This window comes from Bacillus sp. FDAARGOS_1420 (assembly GCF_019344915.1).
In the GTDB taxonomy this organism is placed as follows: Bacteria; Bacillota; Bacilli; order Bacillales; family Bacillaceae_G; genus Bacillus_A; species Bacillus_A mycoides.
Genome location: NZ_JAHWJB010000003.1, coordinates 313,243 through 332,589, shown reverse-complemented (window position 1 = coordinate 332,589; position 19,347 = coordinate 313,243). Strand labels below are relative to the sequence as shown.

Annotated in this window: 10 protein-coding genes, 1 pseudogene and 1 riboswitch; of the genes and pseudogenes, 3 read left to right on the top strand and 8 right to left on the bottom strand. The window is 33.8% G+C overall.

What is annotated here, in order from left to right; genetic code table 11:
* Window positions 1–12: 12 nt before the first annotated feature.
* The 4 genes and pseudogenes from I6L50_RS30500 to I6L50_RS30485 all read right to left on the bottom strand — a co-directional run bounded on the left by I6L50_RS30500 (window position 13) and on the right by I6L50_RS30485 (window position 6,083).
* Window positions 13–552 (bottom strand): undecaprenyl-diphosphatase, encoded by a 540-nt coding sequence (locus I6L50_RS30500; RefSeq protein ID WP_098765524.1) that lies wholly within the window; start codon window positions 550–552, stop codon window positions 13–15.
* Window positions 553–585: 33 nt separating this feature from the next.
* Window positions 586–1,270 (bottom strand): annotated as a pseudogene (locus I6L50_RS30495) (FtsW/RodA/SpoVE family cell cycle protein); the annotation flags it as partial.
* Between the two features lie 492 nt (window positions 1,271–1,762).
* Complete coding sequence (mgtE, locus tag I6L50_RS30490; RefSeq protein WP_219303947.1) at window positions 1,763–3,091, bottom strand: magnesium transporter; 1,329 nt, start codon at window positions 3,089–3,091, stop codon at window positions 1,763–1,765.
* A 211-nt stretch (window positions 3,092–3,302) separates the two neighbouring features.
* A riboswitch (M-box (ykoK) riboswitch) is annotated at window positions 3,303–3,479 on the bottom strand.
* A gap of 699 nt (window positions 3,480–4,178) precedes the next feature.
* Entirely contained in the window at window positions 4,179–6,083 is a 1,905-nt protein-coding gene (locus I6L50_RS30485) for an S-layer homology domain-containing protein (protein ID WP_219303946.1), read from the bottom strand.
* A gap of 889 nt (window positions 6,084–6,972) precedes the next feature.
* Between I6L50_RS30485 and brnQ the strand changes: the two genes are divergently transcribed.
* From brnQ to glsA, 3 genes are all read left to right on the top strand, one after another.
* A complete protein-coding gene (gene brnQ, locus I6L50_RS30480; RefSeq protein WP_219303945.1) occupies window positions 6,973–8,298 on the top strand; it encodes a branched-chain amino acid transport system II carrier protein in 1,326 nt (441 codons plus the stop codon).
* A 630-nt stretch (window positions 8,299–8,928) separates the two neighbouring features.
* The gene (locus tag I6L50_RS30475) at window positions 8,929–10,386 is read left to right on the top strand and encodes an alanine/glycine:cation symporter family protein (protein WP_219303944.1); all 1,458 of its coding nucleotides are present in this window, start codon (window positions 8,929–8,931) and stop codon (window positions 10,384–10,386) included.
* A gap of 514 nt (window positions 10,387–10,900) precedes the next feature.
* Window positions 10,901–11,830, top strand: a complete 930-nt coding sequence (glsA, locus tag I6L50_RS30470) for a glutaminase A (protein WP_219303943.1) — start codon at window positions 10,901–10,903, stop codon at window positions 11,828–11,830.
* 719 nt (window positions 11,831–12,549) lie between these two features.
* On the opposite strand, the gene I6L50_RS30465 is transcribed toward glsA, so the two are convergent.
* From I6L50_RS30465 to I6L50_RS30450, 4 genes are all read right to left on the bottom strand, one after another.
* Window positions 12,550–13,968, bottom strand: a complete 1,419-nt coding sequence (locus I6L50_RS30465; RefSeq protein WP_219303942.1) for a 6-phospho-beta-glucosidase — start codon at window positions 13,966–13,968, stop codon at window positions 12,550–12,552.
* A 12-nt stretch (window positions 13,969–13,980) separates the two neighbouring features.
* Window positions 13,981–15,849 (bottom strand): beta-glucoside-specific PTS transporter subunit IIABC, encoded by a 1,869-nt coding sequence (locus I6L50_RS30460; protein ID WP_219303941.1) that lies wholly within the window; start codon window positions 15,847–15,849, stop codon window positions 13,981–13,983.
* 275 nt (window positions 15,850–16,124) lie between these two features.
* Window positions 16,125–16,976 carry a BglG family transcription antiterminator LicT gene (licT, locus tag I6L50_RS30455; RefSeq protein WP_016092548.1) on the bottom strand — a complete coding sequence of 284 codons (852 nt, stop codon included), beginning with the start codon at window positions 16,974–16,976 and terminating at the stop codon, window positions 16,125–16,127.
* 486 nt (window positions 16,977–17,462) lie between these two features.
* Window positions 17,463–18,878, bottom strand: a complete 1,416-nt coding sequence (locus tag I6L50_RS30450) for a phosphatidylinositol-specific phospholipase C (protein ID WP_219303940.1) — start codon at window positions 18,876–18,878, stop codon at window positions 17,463–17,465.
* Between the last annotated feature and the right edge of the window lie 469 nt (window positions 18,879–19,347).

Genomic DNA, 19,347 nt, shown 5'->3' with positions numbered 1-19,347 from the left:
AGTGTAGACGCTTTATTTATTATTTTTGAAGTTAGTTTTAACTATATAATGGATTATGAAGGCCCATAAAAATCCTAAAACAGCTCCTATTAATACATCCAGCGGATAATGTACTCCTACCCAGACCCTTGAAAAAGCAATTAAAAAAGCTAACAATAAAAATGCTTTACCTAAACGTTTTTCATATAAGCATAAAGTTATAGCTATTGCGAAGGCACTTGTAGCATGATCACTAGGAAAAGAGGCATTAGCGGTATGCTCAACAAGTTGTTTTATATTCAACTGAGAAACAAATGGTCGTTCTCTATAAAAAAACAATCCAATAATCCTATTCAATCCAAAAGCAAAACAGCATGCTATAATAGCTTGAATTACACAGGTTCTATTTTTATATTTTTTGTTTAACCAAAGAATCATAAATAATAGTATGAACATATACTGAGCATATTCAGCAAAAAAGATCATTAAATAGTCGATGTATACATTTCCTTTCACATGCTCATTTATATACCGAAATCCATTATAATCTAGATTGTTTATTAAATTTAACATTTCTCCTCCATAAGCAAATATATTATCTGTCTTTTTATTGAAAATCGAGATATTTATCAACAGTCCCATTGCTATTAAATTAGCCATTAAAAAACTTCCACCAAAACTAATAAATGGAAGGGGGGGTGCCTGTAAGAGGGAACATTCCCGTGACACCTCCTAAATTAACAATAGATTGAAGACCTATCATACTCCCGATTCCTATTGATATTAGACTTCCAAATTGACTTTTACACTCTTAAGCAATCTTAAAAGAGCGAAGTACTATAGTTAATAAACCAGTTAATATGATTAGTACCTCTATAATTCCAAGCTCCTCAGATACAATTGACATAATAAAATCAGTATGAGGCTCAGGTAAAAAACCTTCCTGTTGAATACTATTTCCATACTCACGTCCACTAACTCCACCAGATCCTATAGCAATAAATGAATTTACAAGTTGGTAACCATCCCCTTTTGCATCAAGAAATGGATTGAACACCGTTGTAATACGTGCCATTTGAACATCAGATAAACCAAACCTAAAAAGAAAGTATAAAGTCGGTATCCTAACAATTGAAGTAACAGTTATCCATTTCATTAAAATAGAAATGTTTATTCCAGAACATATAAACATACTTGCCCCTATTCCTGAAATTAATAATGCAGAACCTAGATTGGGTTGTTTGTATATCAAAAAGAACGTAAACATTAAAAACAAAATAACTTTACAGATTCTCCGAACGGGAAAGCCCAATACGGTGCGATAGCACCCACTTTAGAGGTGGGATGAGAATGAGGTCAAATGCGATGTACAAACAAAACACCGAAGATACGTTCTGTACATCAAGAATTTGAAATGGTATAATTTTCATAATAGACAAGTAAAAGTTTCTAAAACAATCTTGTTCTCTGAAAACAGAATACATATGAGGTTGGAGTAACAAATTCTTCTACTCCGTAAAATGTATTGAGTCGTCAAGCACAAGACCCTAAAACACATTTGAGAACTACTAATCTGACTCGTTTGGTAATAGAACGAGTGCCGTATCTGCTATATGCACTGGATACGGAGTGGTGATGGCACACCGCAATCTTGCACGTCAGCGATACTAGAAATAGACTTCGCCTTGGGTAGCAAGAATCCCACTGACGTTGTCAGCTTGTGGCTTTAGCCGTGGGAGCCTCAAGGGAACGAACCTAGGTATAAAAACTTAGTATAAATTTTTTATAAGCCTAATAACATTTTTGCAATGGTAAAGTACAGAATTAACCCCGTCCCATCGACTAATGTCGTAATGAACGGACCTGAAATAACAGCTGGATCCAACTTTAACTTATTTAGAATCAAGGGTAATACAGATGAAACAATAGACGACCAAATAACAATGAATAATCCAGTTATAGCTACAACTTGTGCGACTTCTGTACCTACGCCTAAAGTGTACGCACGAATTAATGCCGCCACGGCTAATGTAAGCCCAAGTAAAATACCTACTAATGCTTCTTTTTTCATAACACGAAATATATCTTTAAATTTCACCTCATTTAGAGCTACAGCACGAACCAATGTAGTTACGACCTGTGTACCTGTATTTCCACCAGTTCCAATTAACAATGGAATAAAGAAAGCCAGTGCTACTACATGAGTCAAAGTTTCTTCATAATGTCGAAGTACAGAACCAGTATATGCTTCCGCTACAAACAGAAGTAATAACCAACCTATACGTTTACGGTATATTTGCCAAATAGAGGTTTCAAAATATGGCTTATCTAATGGGGTGCTCCCTCCTAATTTTTGAATATCTTCAGTTGCTTCTTCTTCGAAAACATCCATTGCATCATCAAAGGTTATGATACCTATCATCCTATTATCTATCGTTGTTACAGGTATAGCAGATAAATCATAATCCATTAGCTTTTGTACAGCTTCCTGTTGGTCTAGATCCACTGAAACTGAAATGACATCTGATGCCATTATTGATGATAAATTCTTATCATCAGAAGCTAGCAATAATTCACGAATAGAAACAATTCCATTAAGCTGACCACGCGTATCAAGAACATAAATATACGAAATTGATTCTACCCCTGCCCCAATTTTTCTAATATGCGACAGCGTATCTTTCACTTTCCAATTTTCCCTGGCGGCAATATAGTCAATTGTCATCAGACTGCCCGCTGTTCCAGATTGAAAAACCAGCAGACTTCTAATTCTTTGTTGAGATTCTTCAGACATAAGTTGTATCAGCTTTTTAGCCTGAAGTGCATGAATTGAAAGAATTACATCAACAAGGTCATCAATAGATTGCCTTGCTAATAGCTCTTCACCTTTATCCAAAGGCAAATTGGTACAAATATTATATTGCTCCTCTGGAGTAAGGTAACTAAGAATTTTCGCACCTTTTTCAGTAGGAAAATATTTCATTAAAGATATCTGATCTTTATGATGAAAATCTTTCATTTCCATTGCAATATCATAGGATTGAGTTTTTATAAGCTCTTGCACTAAGTGTATGTCTTGTGTCTTTAATAATTGTTGCAAACATTTTTTCATCGTAATTCCTCCTTAAGGACAATGGTACTTGTTATCATTTTCCCACTTCTGGGAAAACAAATTTCTTAATAAATATGGGATCAATATCATCAATCATTAGTTTTCCCCCCTTTTATAAGAGATTTATTACAAATAAAATTTTGCATATAAAAAACCTCCCCTAGTGATTCAACTAAAGGAGGTCGATTTAAAAAAGACATAGCTAAATAAAGCTCATTCCCCCTAGTTGAGTTTTGGCACTATACAACGTAAAGGATGAATGATTCATCACTTAGCTATCTTAAGAAGAGCCTTAATCCGACAATTCCTGTTCTACCCATTGGCATCTTTCGATATTTTTGGGCAATAGCCTGTGTTTGTATAGGAGCCTCACCTAACAGGTTATAAATATTTAAAATTTTTTGTTTGTTTCGTGTTAAAGCATATCCACTATTTTTGAACTTGTCAAGTAATAAAAAAACCTATTTCTTCACTTTTTGATATCATAACATTCCCAAACCACAGATATAAACATCTGTATAATACTTTATTTTTATACAACAAACTTTACAATTTATGCAATAATTTTTATAAACTATAAACTATTAAATTAATTTATTTTTTTATTATTACACGTGTCCTGATGCTTTATTATTGAAGATTATTGTCCGGAAAAATTTTAAAAAACAAAAAACGCCCAATAGATAACAAAAATTTCAACTTGATTTCCTCTCACTTTCGATATAACCTGTATCTTGAAAAGGGATGAATTTTGAACTCATTATTTTCACATTAGATAAACACGCAAAATATAATTTGCTTATTAGTGCAATTAAAATATGTCTCTGTTAGGTGAGGCTCCTGTATAGTATCTACTATGCACAACCTGATATAGAAAGTGTTCAACAGATTTCGCAAGATTTAAAACAGGAATTACAAAAAAACAAACATTTTTAATGTATTTCATTTCAAATAAGATTTATACAGATAAAGTGATATATAGATTTTCCATATGGATTCATCGAAATATTTGAAATTTAAATGCAAAAAAGTAGAAAGCATTCTTGCTAACAAGAATGCTTTCTGTTTTACACGATTTTTCTAGTATTTATTTATTTTTATTAAAAAAGATATAACTAGGGTCATAAAATAACCATTGATTATCACCAATACTTAACCATCCATTTTGTTCCTTATATACAGAATATGATTCATTTTTATTTAGTTTACGAATTACTTCATAAGTCGTCCCAGGTCCCTTGCGCAGATTTACACCAGAACCAGTTATGGTAACAACACCTATTGAATTATTGTTATCATTATTTAATACATGTAGCATTCTATTCAGAAAGGCAGCAGCTTCTCCGCGAGTGGCTGTACCTTTGGGCATAAATTCGTTTTTTTCATTTCCTTTTACAATCCCTAGTCCATAAACACGTTGTACAGCCTGTTTATCATACGCTAAGTTCTGATCAGTAAAAGGCAAGTCTACTAGCTTTCCAATAATATTTTTATACTGTAACGCTCGATCAATCATAATGACCACTTCATCACGCTTAATTGTGTCATTTGGAGCAAAAATATTATCTCCCCTACCACTAATGATTCCAGCTGCTGCTGCACGATTAATCCCATCTATTAATGAGGGGTGTGCCGTATTAAGATCAGTAAATTTTGAAGTGCCCTCAGGCAATTTTAAGGCTCTAGTAATAAATGTTGCAAATTCTGCTCGAGTAACAAGACGATCCGGCCAATATGAACCTTGTCCATCTCCTACCATAATCCCTTGCGATGCTAATTCACGAATATCTTTTTCATACCAACCACCGGTAATATCATCTTTATTGTTAGCGTTATAATAGTTTTTTGTACCAACTAAGAAATCATTCCAAGCATCTCTTTTAATCATTTTTGATGGACAAATTTTCCCGCTCCAATTTTGATGTTTAACCACATGATCTACAGAAATATCTAACTCCCTCATCAAATATGCTGTTAATTTACGAGCGTTATCCACAGCTTTATCATAGTTCCCATCACTATTTACAGCGATCTCAATTGCAATGGATTGTCTATTTCCAGTTCCATTCGTTCCATCACCTGCATGCCACCCATTCTCATCTAAAGGTAGATGCTGATAAATCTCTTTATCATCCACTGTAAAATGCCACGAAGCAGCACGATCTGTATTCCCTGTTGCTTGGTTATATAAATATTGTGCGTGATTTTTTGCACCTGCCCCTGGGCTCTCATTATCTGTTTCATGAATTGTAATATACTTTGCATTCATCGCATATCCAGGACGAATATTATTGTTACCTTTTGGAACAATCCATTCTGTAAATGGTACACCATATATATTACTAGTAGTAGCTCTTTGCTTAATAAGTGAAGGTTTTGACCCTTTAAATTTTACAGAATGTGATTTTATCCATTTGATTTCACCATCAGTTTGTATTTGAAACCAATCTCCTGCCTGTGCTATAGCATCTAGTGTTTGGGGTTCTAAACTACCATTTTCTTTAAATTCATCAAATGGAGATGAATAAACTTCTGTTTTCTCATTAATTACTATTTTTCTTGAATCACTTGGTAAAGTATAGATATTTCTTTCTATAAAGGTTTGATTACTATTATATATCCAACCTTCTCCCGAGCTTGTTTGAACAAAATACCAGTCACCTTTCTTCTTTGTTCCTGTTGCTATTTGTTTAGGTATTTCACTGGTAACAGTAGATTGTATATTTGGAGAATCATATAAAGTAGTTTGTCTTTGGATATTTACAATAAATTTTCCTTGTATTTCACCATTTTCATCTATTTTATCCCCTTTTCCATCCTCATCTCTCATATCATCTTCAATACTCTTTATCGCTTCTATATCAGAAGACGTTATTTTAGTTCCCGTTACTACATTTTCTACTGAATCTGCAAACGAAGTAGTAGGAATGTTTATGTTTACTATTTGAAGTACCATGACCGTTGCTAAGACGTTATAAAGTCGTTTATTCATATTAATTTTTAACACACAATGCACGGATTGCGCTGTGTTAAATCCCCCTCCTTTTTAAAATAGTTTTAGCACATTTACAAACTAAAATAATTTCAATATTCTGTAATTTTATGCTAAAAACCACCATTTCTGTATTATTGTATATAAATAAAAGTGGAAATTATCTTTAATAACAGTTCTCCCTCCTCTTCCCATATTCATATTTCTAATAATTACACGCATTTTAGAGTAGCGTATAAAAAAGAACTACAATGATAAAGAATAATTTACCTCTTGAATTTCAGAGTTTAACAAAATTTTATGCAGTGAATATGGGGAAATTATGTCCGTTATTTGAATTCTGATATTTATCTATAGTAATTATATATTCGAAATAAAATTAACTTATTCAAAACAGGTCTGTTTTCTCACGGGCACCAATAAACAGCACGTTCCATCGGTGCCTGTTCCTGTTCATGTCCCTTTTCTTTTTTCTTTGCTTCTACTATCTGTAGAATCATAGGAAAGGATGACTTATTTACGATTGAATTTATACCAGGTCTATTTAATTGATATGGTGACCCTCATTATAAAAACTAAAATAAATTACACTTCGCAGCAAAATCAATTCATAATAATTAATCAAGAGACGCTTATACAAATAGCTGCTGATCCCTTCATCCTCTTTTAAATTTCAATATAATAATTTTTGGTATAAAGATATTTCTATATTTAGAGTAAGACAGCACAATAAATTTGAGTATTTATATCATTTTATTTATTTCAAATAGTATTTCAAGTAAAATAAGGGATTTTTTTCATTTTTATTTTTCTGTATTTTCTAATTTCATATGTTATAATGAAAAAAACTTAAATTTCGACATTTTTCGTCAAAAAAGGAGAGTACTCTATGAAACAATCGTTAACTTTTAAAGAAACAATCCCTATTGGACTTATGCTGTTTGCAATATTTTTCGGTGCAGGTAATATGATATTCCCTCCATTATTAGGATATTCATCTGGAACGAATATTTGGATATCGATTTCGGGATTTGTTGTGAGTAGTATTGGACTTCCATTACTAGCCATCGCTGCTATTTCCCTTTTTGGTGGAAATGTTAGTACCCTTGCTAGTAGGATTCACCCCGCCTGTGGTGTTATTATCCCTCTTATCATTTATTTAGCAATTGGCCCTTTTTTCGCCATTCCTCGTACAGGCACTGTTTCATATGAAATGGCAGTTGCCCCCTTTTTAAGTAACACCATGCATAATCAATGGTATATATTACTCCTATACACATTTGTATATTTCGCTATAACGTATTATCTATCTTTAAATCCCTCTAAATTGGTAGATAGAATTGGAAAATATTTAACCCCGCTGTTACTAATCATGATTAGTATTATTATTGTTAAAGCAATTTCTTCACCAGTTGGATCTATTTCAACACCCTCTGATTCATATCAGGAAGCTCCTTTTTTCAAAGGATTTATTGAAGGGTTTTTAACAATGGATGCCCTTGCTGCTCTCGTATTTGGAATTATCGTAATTAACGCTATAAAAGAAAAAGGTGTTACAAATAAAAAATCCATTGCTAAATCTACTATAGTAGCAGGGCTTATAGCCGCACTTGGATTATCTATCATATATATATCACTTGCTTATATTGGAGCTACTTCTCAAACATTTGGCACATTTGAAAACGGAAGTGTGTTATTAACAAATGTAGTACAACATTTATTTGGTCAATATGGTCTTTCCTTATTAGGAATTACAATGTTATTTGCATGTTTAACTACATCTGTAGGACTCGTTTCAGCATGTGGGAGATTTTTCACAACACTATTTCCAAAGATTTCTTATAACAAAATCATTTTAATTATTTGCTCATTTAGCTTTGGAGTATCAAACCTTGGTTTGTCTATGCTAATTAAACTTTCCCTACCTATCCTAATTGTTATCTATCCTGTAGCAATTGTGCTAATTATCCTCGCTTTTTTTGATCGATTTATAAAAGATAAGCAGGCAGTCTATGTTGGATCAGTTTTAGGAGCATTACTGATTAGTATAGTACAAGGATTAGAAACAGCAGAACTTGCTAGTGACTCGTTGCTTACTTTCATGCAATACGTTCCTCTATATAATGAAGGAATGGGATGGGTTTTAATATCTTTACTTGGTAGTTTGATTGGTTTGATGATTTCAGGAAGAACTAAACAATATTCTACTACCTAAAATCATTAAGGCAATTGTAATCATTGGAACAATGTAACTCTAAAGGGGCGTCTGATTCGTGTACAAAAAGAAAATATATAAACGAAAATAGTATCGGGATTGAATTTTTCCTGGTAATAACATTATGGTAGCTTTTTTGAACTCCCTCCACTTAACACTCTTACGAAATGTTTGAAGTGGGGGATTCCTGCGAACATCGATGTATCCACCAGTTATCTTAGCAGTCTTTGCCCGTAGTTCCTACGGTAAGAACTGAAGTGCGTTGTACGTTGACTCATCACGCTTCCTACTTTAGCTTGGTTTTCGCAACTTCGGCAAGCGTGGGACGATGGAACGTTGGAAATTTGACGATTGCAACGATTTTTCTTTGAAAACCTCATATCTTCAGTTTTCAAAGAGCAATCTGTACAAGTATATGGTCGCAAACGTTTTGACTTACGCCATCAAACATTTATCTCCCACCTACCTACTGGTGCTATCACACCTTCACACAAATTGAGGAGTAAGTGTTCTGTCGGAAAAGGATAAAATAATTTTTGCACATCATGTTTCCGCTTATTTTTTTGGTCATACTGAATCCATTTCTTTTTAGATAAATATATATTCATTAGAATAAGGAGGAGTAAGCATATGGATTTTATTAAAGATGTAATCACTCCCATCCACAGATTCATTGGAATTACAAATGAATTTTTATGGGGTTACATCCTAATTGCTCTTTTAATTGGGGTTGGATGCTATTTTACAATTCAGACAAGGTTTGTACAATTTCGCTATGTTGGTGAAATGATTCGCTTACTTAGTGATGGTGCAAGTTCCTCAACTCGTAAAGCACAAAAAGAAAAAAATGGAGTTTCTTCTTTTCAAGCATTTTGCATGAGTACAGCTTCTCGAGTTGGTACAGGAAATCTAGCTGGTGTCGCCATTGCGATTTCCACCGGCGGGCCCGGTGCAATATTTTGGATGTGGCTTATCGCAATAATTGGAGGAGCTTCTGCATTTGTTGAAAGTACACTTGCTCAAATATACAAAGTAAAAGATGGAAATAAATTTCGAGGCGGTCCAGCTTACTATATGGAAAAAGGATTAAATAAACGCTGGATGGGAGTTATTTTCTCAATTTTAATTACAGTTTGCTTTGGTCTTGTGTTTAATGCTGTTCAAGCGAATACAGTTACGCTAGCATTTGAAAACGCATTCAACCTGGAGCCTACAATGGTCGGCTGTATACTAGTAGGTTTGATAGCACTAATCATTTTTGGAGGCGTAAAACGGATTGCTCGTGTCGCAGAAATGATTGTACCATTTATGGCAATTCTTTATGTTGGTGTTGCACTATTTGTGGTTATTACAAACATTACGCAAGTTCCTATTTTATTCAAAGAAATTTTGCTGCATGCTTTTGGTATTAAGGAAGTTGTAGGCGGAGGGCTTGGTGCTGCGATTCTTCTAGGAGTAAAGCGTGGTTTATTTTCAAATGAAGCTGGCATGGGAAGTGCGCCAAACGCAGCTGCGACTGCCAATGTTACACATCCTGTTAAACAAGGATTTATTCAAACACTTGGTGTTTTTACGGATACACTAATAATTTGTAGTTGTACTGCATTTATGATACTTCTATCCGATATGCACAATGCTACAGATCTAAATGGGATTCAATTAACACAAGAAGCATTAAAAACTCATATTGGACCATGGGCACCTACCTTTGTAGCAATAGCTATTTTTCTATTTGCTTTTAGTTCTCTCGTTGGAAACTATTACTATGGGGAAACAAACATTGAATTCTTAAGTGGTAGTAAGACATTATTACTGATATATCGTATTTCGGTAATTGGTATGGTAATGCTAGGCTCTATAGCAACGGTTCAAATTGTGTGGGATATTGCAGATTTATTCATGGGGATTATGGCCATTTTCAACCTAATTGCAATCATCCTCCTTGGAAAATATGCTTTCTCCGCTCTCAAAGATTATTTAAGGCAAAAGAAAGCCGGAAAAGATCCGATTTTCTATGCAACTAATATTCCTAATTTAAATAATACTGAATGCTGGAACAGCGAAAGCACCAAAGAAAAGATTGGATAACAAAAATCTTTTCTTAAATACAGAGGAGTCAATTTTAGAATACCGAAAATACACCTTTAATCAGGTCGTTTATTAAATACAGATTATATGAACACAACTTTGAACTACCCCCACTTAACACTCTAATGAGATGTTTGAAGTGGGGGATTCCTGCGAACACCGATATATCCACCGGTTATTTTAGCAGGCTCTGCCCGTAGTTCCTACGGTAAGAACTGAAATGTCTTGTACGTTGACTCACCACGCTCCCTACTTTAGCTTGGTTTTCGCAACTTCAGCAAGCGTGGGACGATAGAACGTTGAAGATTTTACGATTGCAACGATTTTTCTGCAACCAACCTCATATCGTCAGTTATCAAAGAGCAATCTGTACAAGTATATGATAGCAAATATTTTGGCTTACGCTAACCGACATTCATCTCCCACCTATCTGCTGGTGCTAGCATATCTTCACACAAATTAAGGAGAGAGTCTTCTGGCGGAAAAAGATAAAAAGGAAAAGGACGTATTAGTTATGCACTCTATTCGAACAAATAACCTAGAACAATTACTAGAGCAAGTACAATCATATACAAAAAGAGGTAAACTGGCTACTTATATCCCAGAACTAAGAAATGCAAATCCAGATGATTTAGGGATTGCAATTTATCATAAAGAAACAGATTATATCCATGCTGGGAACTCCCAAACTCTTTTTACCCTTCAAAGTATTTCAAAAGTAATTACGCTTGCACTTGCAATTTTAGAGCGTGGCGAAGAGTATGTATTTTCTAAAGTTGGAATGGAGCCAACTGGTGATCCTTTTAATTCTATTATAAAACTAGAAACAGCTAACCCTTCTAAGCCACTCAATCCAATGATTAACGCAGGAGCACTAGCGATTACAAGTATACTAACAGGGGATAGTAATGACGAGAAGATGGAACGGATTCTTTCCTTTGTGCGTGATATTACGGACAATCCTACGATTAATTACTCTTCAAAAGTAGCCAGCTCTGAATTAGAAACAGCTTACTTGAATCGTTCTCTTTGCTACTATATGAAACAAAATGACATTATCAATGGCGATGTAGAGGCGTTAATGGACTTATATACACGTCAATGTGCAATTGAGGTAAACTGCATTGATTTAGCACGGATTGGTTTGATTTTTGCAATGGATGGATATGATCCATATAGAAAAAAACAAATCGTTCCGAAACATATAACAAAAATTTGTAAAACATTTATGGTCACATGCGGCATGTACAACGAATCTGGTGAATTTGCAATTCGCGTCGGAATTCCCGCCAAAAGTGGGGTTGCCGGTGGGATATTCGGATGCGTAAAAGGAGAAATGGGAATTGGTATTTTTGGACCCGCTCTAGATGCTAACGGAAATAGTATAGCTGGTTTTAAAATACTAGAACTACTTTCCGCGCAAAAAGGCTGGAGTATGTTTTAACGAATTCCCCGAAAAAATTCTCCTTCCTCAAGCGTTGGACATCTAGGGATGGAACACACCGAAGTAATTCTCAGGGAGACGAGAGGTTGCTTTCATCGTGGAACTGAGAAGCTCCCACTTCAAGCTTTGCTAAGTGGTGAATAGTTCACATTCATAAGTTATTATCTAATTGATACAATATGTCCTCTTACTGTTAAAATGAAGAAAGTACCTTTAGTAGTATAGGTACTTTCTTTAAATATACCTTCTATTTACTTATTTAGCTATTAGAAATGCCTCGTTTCCTAATCCCTTAAGTATTCTTGCAAAGAGATGGAATCCCCCCTACTGCAAAATGATAAACTAAATAGCTATATAAAAATTATATAATTATTAAGTGTATTATGAAGTAATATGTGTTAATTAAGTGGTCATAACTTTACTTTATTTCTTCTCTTTATACTCTTTAATTATCGATTCCAACTACATAAACAAAGACGAGGTCTTCAATAAGACCTCGTCTATTCGTCGTATAGCGTATTACAAAAATTATTAGCGACTTCATAAAATTCAATTGTAATTTCCTCACCGTTTTATGTGTTAAGAAGCGTTACAACAGAACCGTTTCTAATTTATCAGAAATTTTTTGGCTGCATCAAACAGAAAGATTTCTCCCAACTATCGCCCTGTACAAGCTTGAGGAAAGAGAATTTTTTCGGATAATGGGCTGAAAATTAATTTCAAAATGAATCCAAATTATCACCATTAGAGGCAATAACATTTTTATACCATGCAAAGCTTTTTTTTCTATAACGTTTTAGGGGTCCATTTCCATCATTATCCTTATCTACATAGATGAATCCATAACGCTTTTTCATTTCTGCTGTTGATGCACTTACTAAATCAATTGGTCCCCATGTAGTATAACCTAATAAATCGACTCCATCAGCGATGGCCTCTTTCATTTCTTTAATATGAGATTTCAAATAATTAATTCGATAATCATCATGTACTGTACCTTCTGTATTTAGTACATCTACTGCTCCAAAACCATTTTCAACAATGAATAGAGGTATTTGGTATCGATCATATAACAAGTTCAAGGCTATGCGTAAACCTTTTGGATCAATTTCCCATCCCCAATCTGAGACCTTTAGGTATGGGTTTTTAACACCACCAACCTGTAAGTTACCGGCAGAAGTTTCATGTTTATCAGGAGAAGCAGATGCCGTACCGCTATTATAGTAGCTAAAACCTAGGTAATCTACTTTATGGGATGAGAGAATTTCCTCATCACCAGGTTCCATTGTGATTTGTATTTGATTTTCAGCGAAATATTTTTCAGTATATGACGGATAATATCCTCGAACTTGAACATCAGTAAAGAATACTGTTTCACGATCTAACATCATAGCTTTCCATACATCTTCAGGATTACAAGTATGCGGATAAGTTGGCGCATAGGCAAGCATGCAACCTATCTTACTATTCTTTATCGTTTCATGACCTGCTTTTACAGCTAAAGCGCTTGCGATAAATTGATGATGAGCCGCTTGATACTGTATATTTTGTTTATGATCCCCTTCTTTAAACTCGAGTCCCCCACCAGTAAAAGGAGCATGAATTACAAAATTAATTTCATTAAACGTCAACCAATATTTCACGTGTTTATAGCGATCAAATAAAGTAGTAGCAAAATTTAAATAAAAATCAATAAGTTTACGATTTCGCCATCCTCCATATTTTCTCACTAAATTGAGAGGCATTTCATAATGAGATATTGTTACGATAGGCTCAATGTGGTATTTTTTCAATTCGGCAAATACTTGATCATAGAAAGCTAATCCTTCTATATTTGGTTGAGACTCATCACCATTTGGAAAAATTCGAGTCCATGCTATACTCATACGGAAGCATTTAAATCCCATTTCTGCAAAGAGAGCAATATCTTGTTTATAGTTATGATAATAGTCAATTGCAGTATGATAAGGGCAATCTCCATTTAGTAAGAAATTTGGTGGGCTAAATACACCATTTGGTAGTACATCTGCTGTAGAAAGGCCCTTTCCACCTTCTTTATAAGCCCCTTCAATTTGATTCGCTGCTGTTGCTCCACCCCATAAAAAATTTTCAGGAAACGGTTTAGAGAATGGTTTCATATTTAATACCCCCTATTTTACTATTGTTAATAAATTTGCATTAGTTGAGACGGATTGATTCGTCGTGTGAATAATATCTAGAAATTGATTGCTATTTGTCACAATAATAGGTGTCGTTGTTTCATATCCAGCTTCTTTAATTTTATCGATTTCAAATTGAATTAAAGATTGTCCCATCGATACTGAATCTCCTGTTTCTACAAGCTTAGTGTAATACTTTCCATCTAATTGAACTGTATCAATTCCTACATGAATTAAAATCTCGATTCCATCATCTGAGGTAATTCCCACTGCATGTCCAGTTGGAAACATAGTAGTCACAGTCCCGTTTACTGGGGAAATCACCTCACCCTTATTAGGATCAATGGCTATACCTTTACCCATTGCTTCGGATGAAAATACTTGATCGTTTACTTTTGATAATGGGATGACTTGTCCAGATAATGGACTGTTAATTATCTGTTTGTTTAATACTTTTTTCGTGTTATTAGGATTACTCAGCTGCTTAGGCTCCACTTCTACCTTTCCCTTCTGTTTTGAAGGTTTATCTTCATATCCAAAGAAATAAGTAAGCAGTGTAGCTCCACCAACGGTAAGTAAGATCATGAAAAAGTAAGGTAACCATGGAGTGGTAGAACCGCCTAGTGTAAAAATACTATGCAGCATAAACGCTTTCGCTTCGGCTTTAAATGACCCAATAAATGCGCCTCCGATAGCACCAACAATAATGACATAAGCTAGGGTACGCTTATGAGTTAAAATTAAGCCATAAATAATTGGTTCTGTTACACCAGAAAGTAAACCAGTAATTGTAGTAGATCCTGCTAGAGATTTTAGTTTTTTGTCTTTCGTTTTCAGGAAAATTCCTAAAGCGATTCCCATTTGTGCAAATGTACTTGCTGCCCACATTGGATCTATTGGATCTCCACCATTCGTTAAGTTTTCGATACTCATTGGAATGAGTGCCCAATGAAGTCCAAAGACTACTAAAATAATCATTGTACCTCCAATCACTGCACCAGTCAGTAATCCACTGTGTTCACTTAAAAAGTTAATGCTAGAGGTAATCATTTTTCCTACATAAATTCCGAAAGGCCCAAACGCTAGTACTGTTAATGGAACTATAATAATCAATGAAATCATTGGAGAAAGAAATAATTGTAAATCCTTATGGATAACTTTTTTTAGGAACTTCTCCAATTGTGCATAAATAAGTACAGCAATAAAGGATGGAACGATACTTGAAGAATAATCCATTAATAAGACCGGAATTCCCAAGAATGAAGTTGTATCCCCATTGCTCATTAGACTAGTAAAATTCGGTTCTAATAATGAAGCTCCAATAATTCCACCCATATATCCATTAGCACCAAGTTTAATAGCAAGAGTAATACCAATCATAACAGGTAAAAAGTATAAAATAGCATTTCCTGCTGCTGCTAGGATTCCATACGTACCACTTTTTTCAGAAAGAACATCAAACATAACTAATACTGCTAATATCGCCTTTAACATCCCAGCTCCAGCAAGTGGTGCTAAGAGTGGTGTAAACGTACCAGAGATTAATTCGAAAATCATTGCTGTGAGCTTTACCTTTTCTTTAGGTTGATTATTTGATTGAGCAGATCCACTATTAAAGTTTCCTACTTGAACTAAATCATTGTACACATCTGCAACATTTGAACCAATTACAATTTGAATTTGTCCTGTACTCTCAACAACACTAAGTATCCCTTCTAAATGTTCTAACTTTTCTTTGTCTAAAAGCGTTTTATTATTTAGTTGGAAGCGAAGACGCGTAGCACAATGGACAACGCTTTTGACATTCTCCTTTCCTCCAATTCCTTGTATAATCTTTTTTGATAATTTTTCATATTTCATTCTACACACTCCTTTATTATTGAAAATTATTATATATATCAAGACAGCCTGAATTTCCTTAGAGATTTGTACTCAAGCTCTTAACCCCTTGGACACCAAAAGAGGAAATTGGAGAAACAAAAGGTTTCTTCTAAGAGAATTTCTTAGCTTTTGATTAGATAAGGATCAATGCTATAAAATGTAGCATCAGAAATATAAAAAACCTGAGTTGAAACTATGTATATACATAAGCTTCAACTCAGGTTTTGCCTGCCAAACAGTCACAATCCTGTAAATTAATCATTTTGATTTAGTTTTCTTTGAGTAACACGGTTTATATGAATAACAAAATAAGTAATCTCATTTTTTGTAAGTTTTTGATTGTAGTTAGATTTTAAAAGCGCCATTATCTTCTTTGCACAACCGTAAGCTTCCGGATAACTTTCCTTAACTTGTTGAAATAATAAGCTATCTTCTTCTACTATTTGTTCATTACGAGAGAGACGATAAGCAAAATACCTTAAATGTGTCACAAAACGATTATAGTTCAGAGATTTCTCATCTAATTTGATTCCAAAATGATAATTTACAATTTTTAATATTTCTCCTACTATTTTTGTTACCATAATGGTTTCTTCCATTACTATATTATCTTGTTGTGCATTAATTACATGTAAGGCAATAGAACCTGCTTCTTCTTCTGGTAGTTCAAATCCAGTATGTTCTTTAATTATTGTAAGAGCTGTTAAACTAACATTATACTCTTCTGGATAAAACTTTTTTATTTCCCAAAATAAAGGATTCTTAATAATTTGACCTTGTTGAAATCGATTAATTGCGAAGTTAATATGATCAGTTAAGGTAAGGTAAATATTATCACTAATTGAGTTAGAAATTTGTTTCTTTATATATTCCACAATTTGGGTAGTAAGCTCGAAGTGTTCCGTAGGAATCTCATTAATTAATTGTAATAATTTATTCGATACTTGACTTTCCTTCTCTAGCACAAATACTTTATCCACTATGGATTCATCAATATATTCACCTACTTTTTTTTGAAAAGCAATTCCTTTACCCATGACAATCATTTCTGTTCCAGTACGTTTTACCAAAGCAACATTATTATTGAAAACTTTTTTTATGAGCATATATCATCACCTTATTAGGTTTTTAGATATTGATTGCTCAGCAGCAGCTACATACTTTAGAGTATAAAAAAACCTAAATTAATTAGAATCCAGTATTTCAAAATCTGGTTTCACCATAATTTAGGTTTTGCCTGCCGAACAGTCACAATCCATTTAAAGTTTTATACCCTGATTATAGCCAACAATGTTAGCGTTTTCAATAGGTTTTTATAATTACATATTATTTCCTGTTTTTTTAACCGGTTTAAAAGTACATGTTGACCATAAGGTTGGTAGCATAAATTGAATACGAATCATAGCTCGCAATCCTCTACTATGAATTGATTTGAACTACTCACCACTTCAAACAGTCCGTGAGGATTTTAAGTATTGAAGCTCTTTTTTGTTATCATAAGAAAACGAACAGTTCTATTAGCATAGTCTGTTCGTTTAAAAAAGAGATAAGAATAGAACCTTATCCTTATGAAGAAACTCTACACTAAAACCTTAATTTGTAATAGCGTATATTTTCACTGTAAATTTGTTAGTTGCGCCACTTGGGTTTGCAATATAGTATTTAGAATTTGTATATGCTTCAGTTCTAGATCCATTCGAAATGTTTCCCCAACGAACAGAATCCGTCCCCAGAGAAACATCAATCATAACATTGAAGGAAATAGTAGAAGCATTATCTTTTTCTGTAGGCTCGATAACCCATTTTAATCCCTTTGTTCCTGTGGGTAAATTATTAATGCTAAAGTTTTGACTTGAACGATTTTTTTGTCCAGATAATGGCTTAGATTCAGAAGAAATTTGGGAAATTAATATTTCTTTTTCACTTGAGTCTATCCCATTTAATCTGATAATACTATCTATTAAACCTGGTCCAGGAAAATCAGCAGCAATAATACCAGAATGCTTAATACCACCTTGTTGTATGAAATCAGTTCCAAGTGTATTCATTCCCCCATAAAATACTTGTCCATTTATGTCACGAGGGAAATCCCTCCATTCATTTGTTACATTTTTTTGAATCAGTTTTGGATTACTATTAGTATTTCTGCTCTCTTTTCCGCTTGCAACAAACCAAGGATAAAAATTATTTAATAATGCTGCTGCACCACCCGTGCCACTAAAATGGTTGAGATAGATCTTACCATTGTTAAAGTTATTATTTGCATTTAGAAGATGGGTTTTCACCGCATTCCATTTTTCATACATTCCGTCTGGTCCAGTGCCAACTTCAAACTTATCTTGGGTATTCAGAGATTCATAATTAATACCATATTCTTGAGATGCCGAGAAATTTTGTAATATTACAATTTTCCCTCGAACATCTCCTAACTTAGGATTATTTTTTTCTGAGGATGGTGCAGAATTCGGATTCCAAAAATAGGAAGCATTACGGTCTTTATACTTTTTAAATATTTCCTCGAATGATAGCGAGCCACTTTCAGGATCAGTATCTTCCTTTAAACGCATTAAAATAGTTTCTTTAGGATTATCTCTTAGAAATTGAATTGTCTCTTTTAATACATCTTCAAACATTGCTTTTTGATTTACAATTCCATGGTGCATCGCAAAAGAATCTTTTACACGTTTAACACGCATGTCTACATAACGAATTCCTGCATTGAATTGTTGAGATAGGGTCATTGTTTGATTTCTTGTCAAATTTTCATCAATAAAACTTGCCCCATGTAAAGCCATTGAACCATGAGTCCCCGGGATAGATACTTCGCTTATTCTTTTTGTATCTTCTAGTTTTGACATCCATGTTGGATTTTGATAGCCTATATTGGATTCATAGGAATAACCTGGATGACTATCAGCAAATACTGTAGAAGTCGTACATAAACTTGCAAGTGTAAAACAAGTAAGGATTCCACTTTTTAAGATGTTTTTCATTTTTATTTTCTTCATTATATCTCTCCTAATTTTTAATAGATTAGTCTCGTAAAATAAGGTACGTCTTTTTACAATATAAATTGCTTCTTTTCCCAGAATAATGAGATTTTCTGCTTAAAAATATTTTTTTATAGCGGTCAGTTACTTGAAATTTTGAAGGACCATAGCGGTTCATCCAACAACCATCAGATTCATACATATACAAATTTCATAGAGCTAAATCCTAGACATGTAAAGACACCATTCTTCATCATACGTCACGGATTTTAAAAAGAATCGAAGTCACTCATTTTTTAAACAAACAAAACAGAAGTCTTAAACAAGACTCCTATTTTGTGACATATAATGATAGACAAGATGGTTAACAAATTAAGAAAATACAACAGATGTGTTAATACTTGGTTTATATTTATATAAAAGTTTTTTATAACAAGGATACTTACGAAAAATGGGCTTCTGCAAAACTAAACAATAACTTATTTCC

Excerpts from the sequence above, each read along its gene's own strand:
- I6L50_RS30500 (WP_098765524.1), bottom strand. The coding sequence starts at position 552 with ATGTTAAATTTAATAAACAATCTAGATTATAATGGATTTCGGTATATA.
- mgtE (WP_219303947.1), bottom strand. The coding sequence starts at position 3,091 with ATGAAAAAATGTTTGCAACAATTATTAAAGACACAAGACATACACTTA.
- I6L50_RS30485 (WP_219303946.1), bottom strand. The coding sequence starts at position 6,083 with ATGAATAAACGACTTTATAACGTCTTAGCAACGGTCATGGTACTTCAA.
- brnQ (WP_219303945.1), top strand. The coding sequence starts at position 6,973 with ATGAAACAATCGTTAACTTTTAAAGAAACAATCCCTATTGGACTTATG.
- I6L50_RS30475 (WP_219303944.1), top strand. The coding sequence starts at position 8,929 with ATGGATTTTATTAAAGATGTAATCACTCCCATCCACAGATTCATTGGA.
- glsA (WP_219303943.1), top strand. The coding sequence starts at position 10,901 with ATGCACTCTATTCGAACAAATAACCTAGAACAATTACTAGAGCAAGTA.
- I6L50_RS30465 (WP_219303942.1), bottom strand. The coding sequence starts at position 13,968 with ATGAAACCATTCTCTAAACCGTTTCCTGAAAATTTTTTATGGGGTGGA.
- I6L50_RS30460 (WP_219303941.1), bottom strand. The coding sequence starts at position 15,849 with ATGAAATATGAAAAATTATCAAAAAAGATTATACAAGGAATTGGAGGA.
- licT (WP_016092548.1), bottom strand. The coding sequence starts at position 16,976 with ATGCTCATAAAAAAAGTTTTCAATAATAATGTTGCTTTGGTAAAACGT.
- I6L50_RS30450 (WP_219303940.1), bottom strand. The coding sequence starts at position 18,878 with ATGAAGAAAATAAAAATGAAAAACATCTTAAAAAGTGGAATCCTTACT.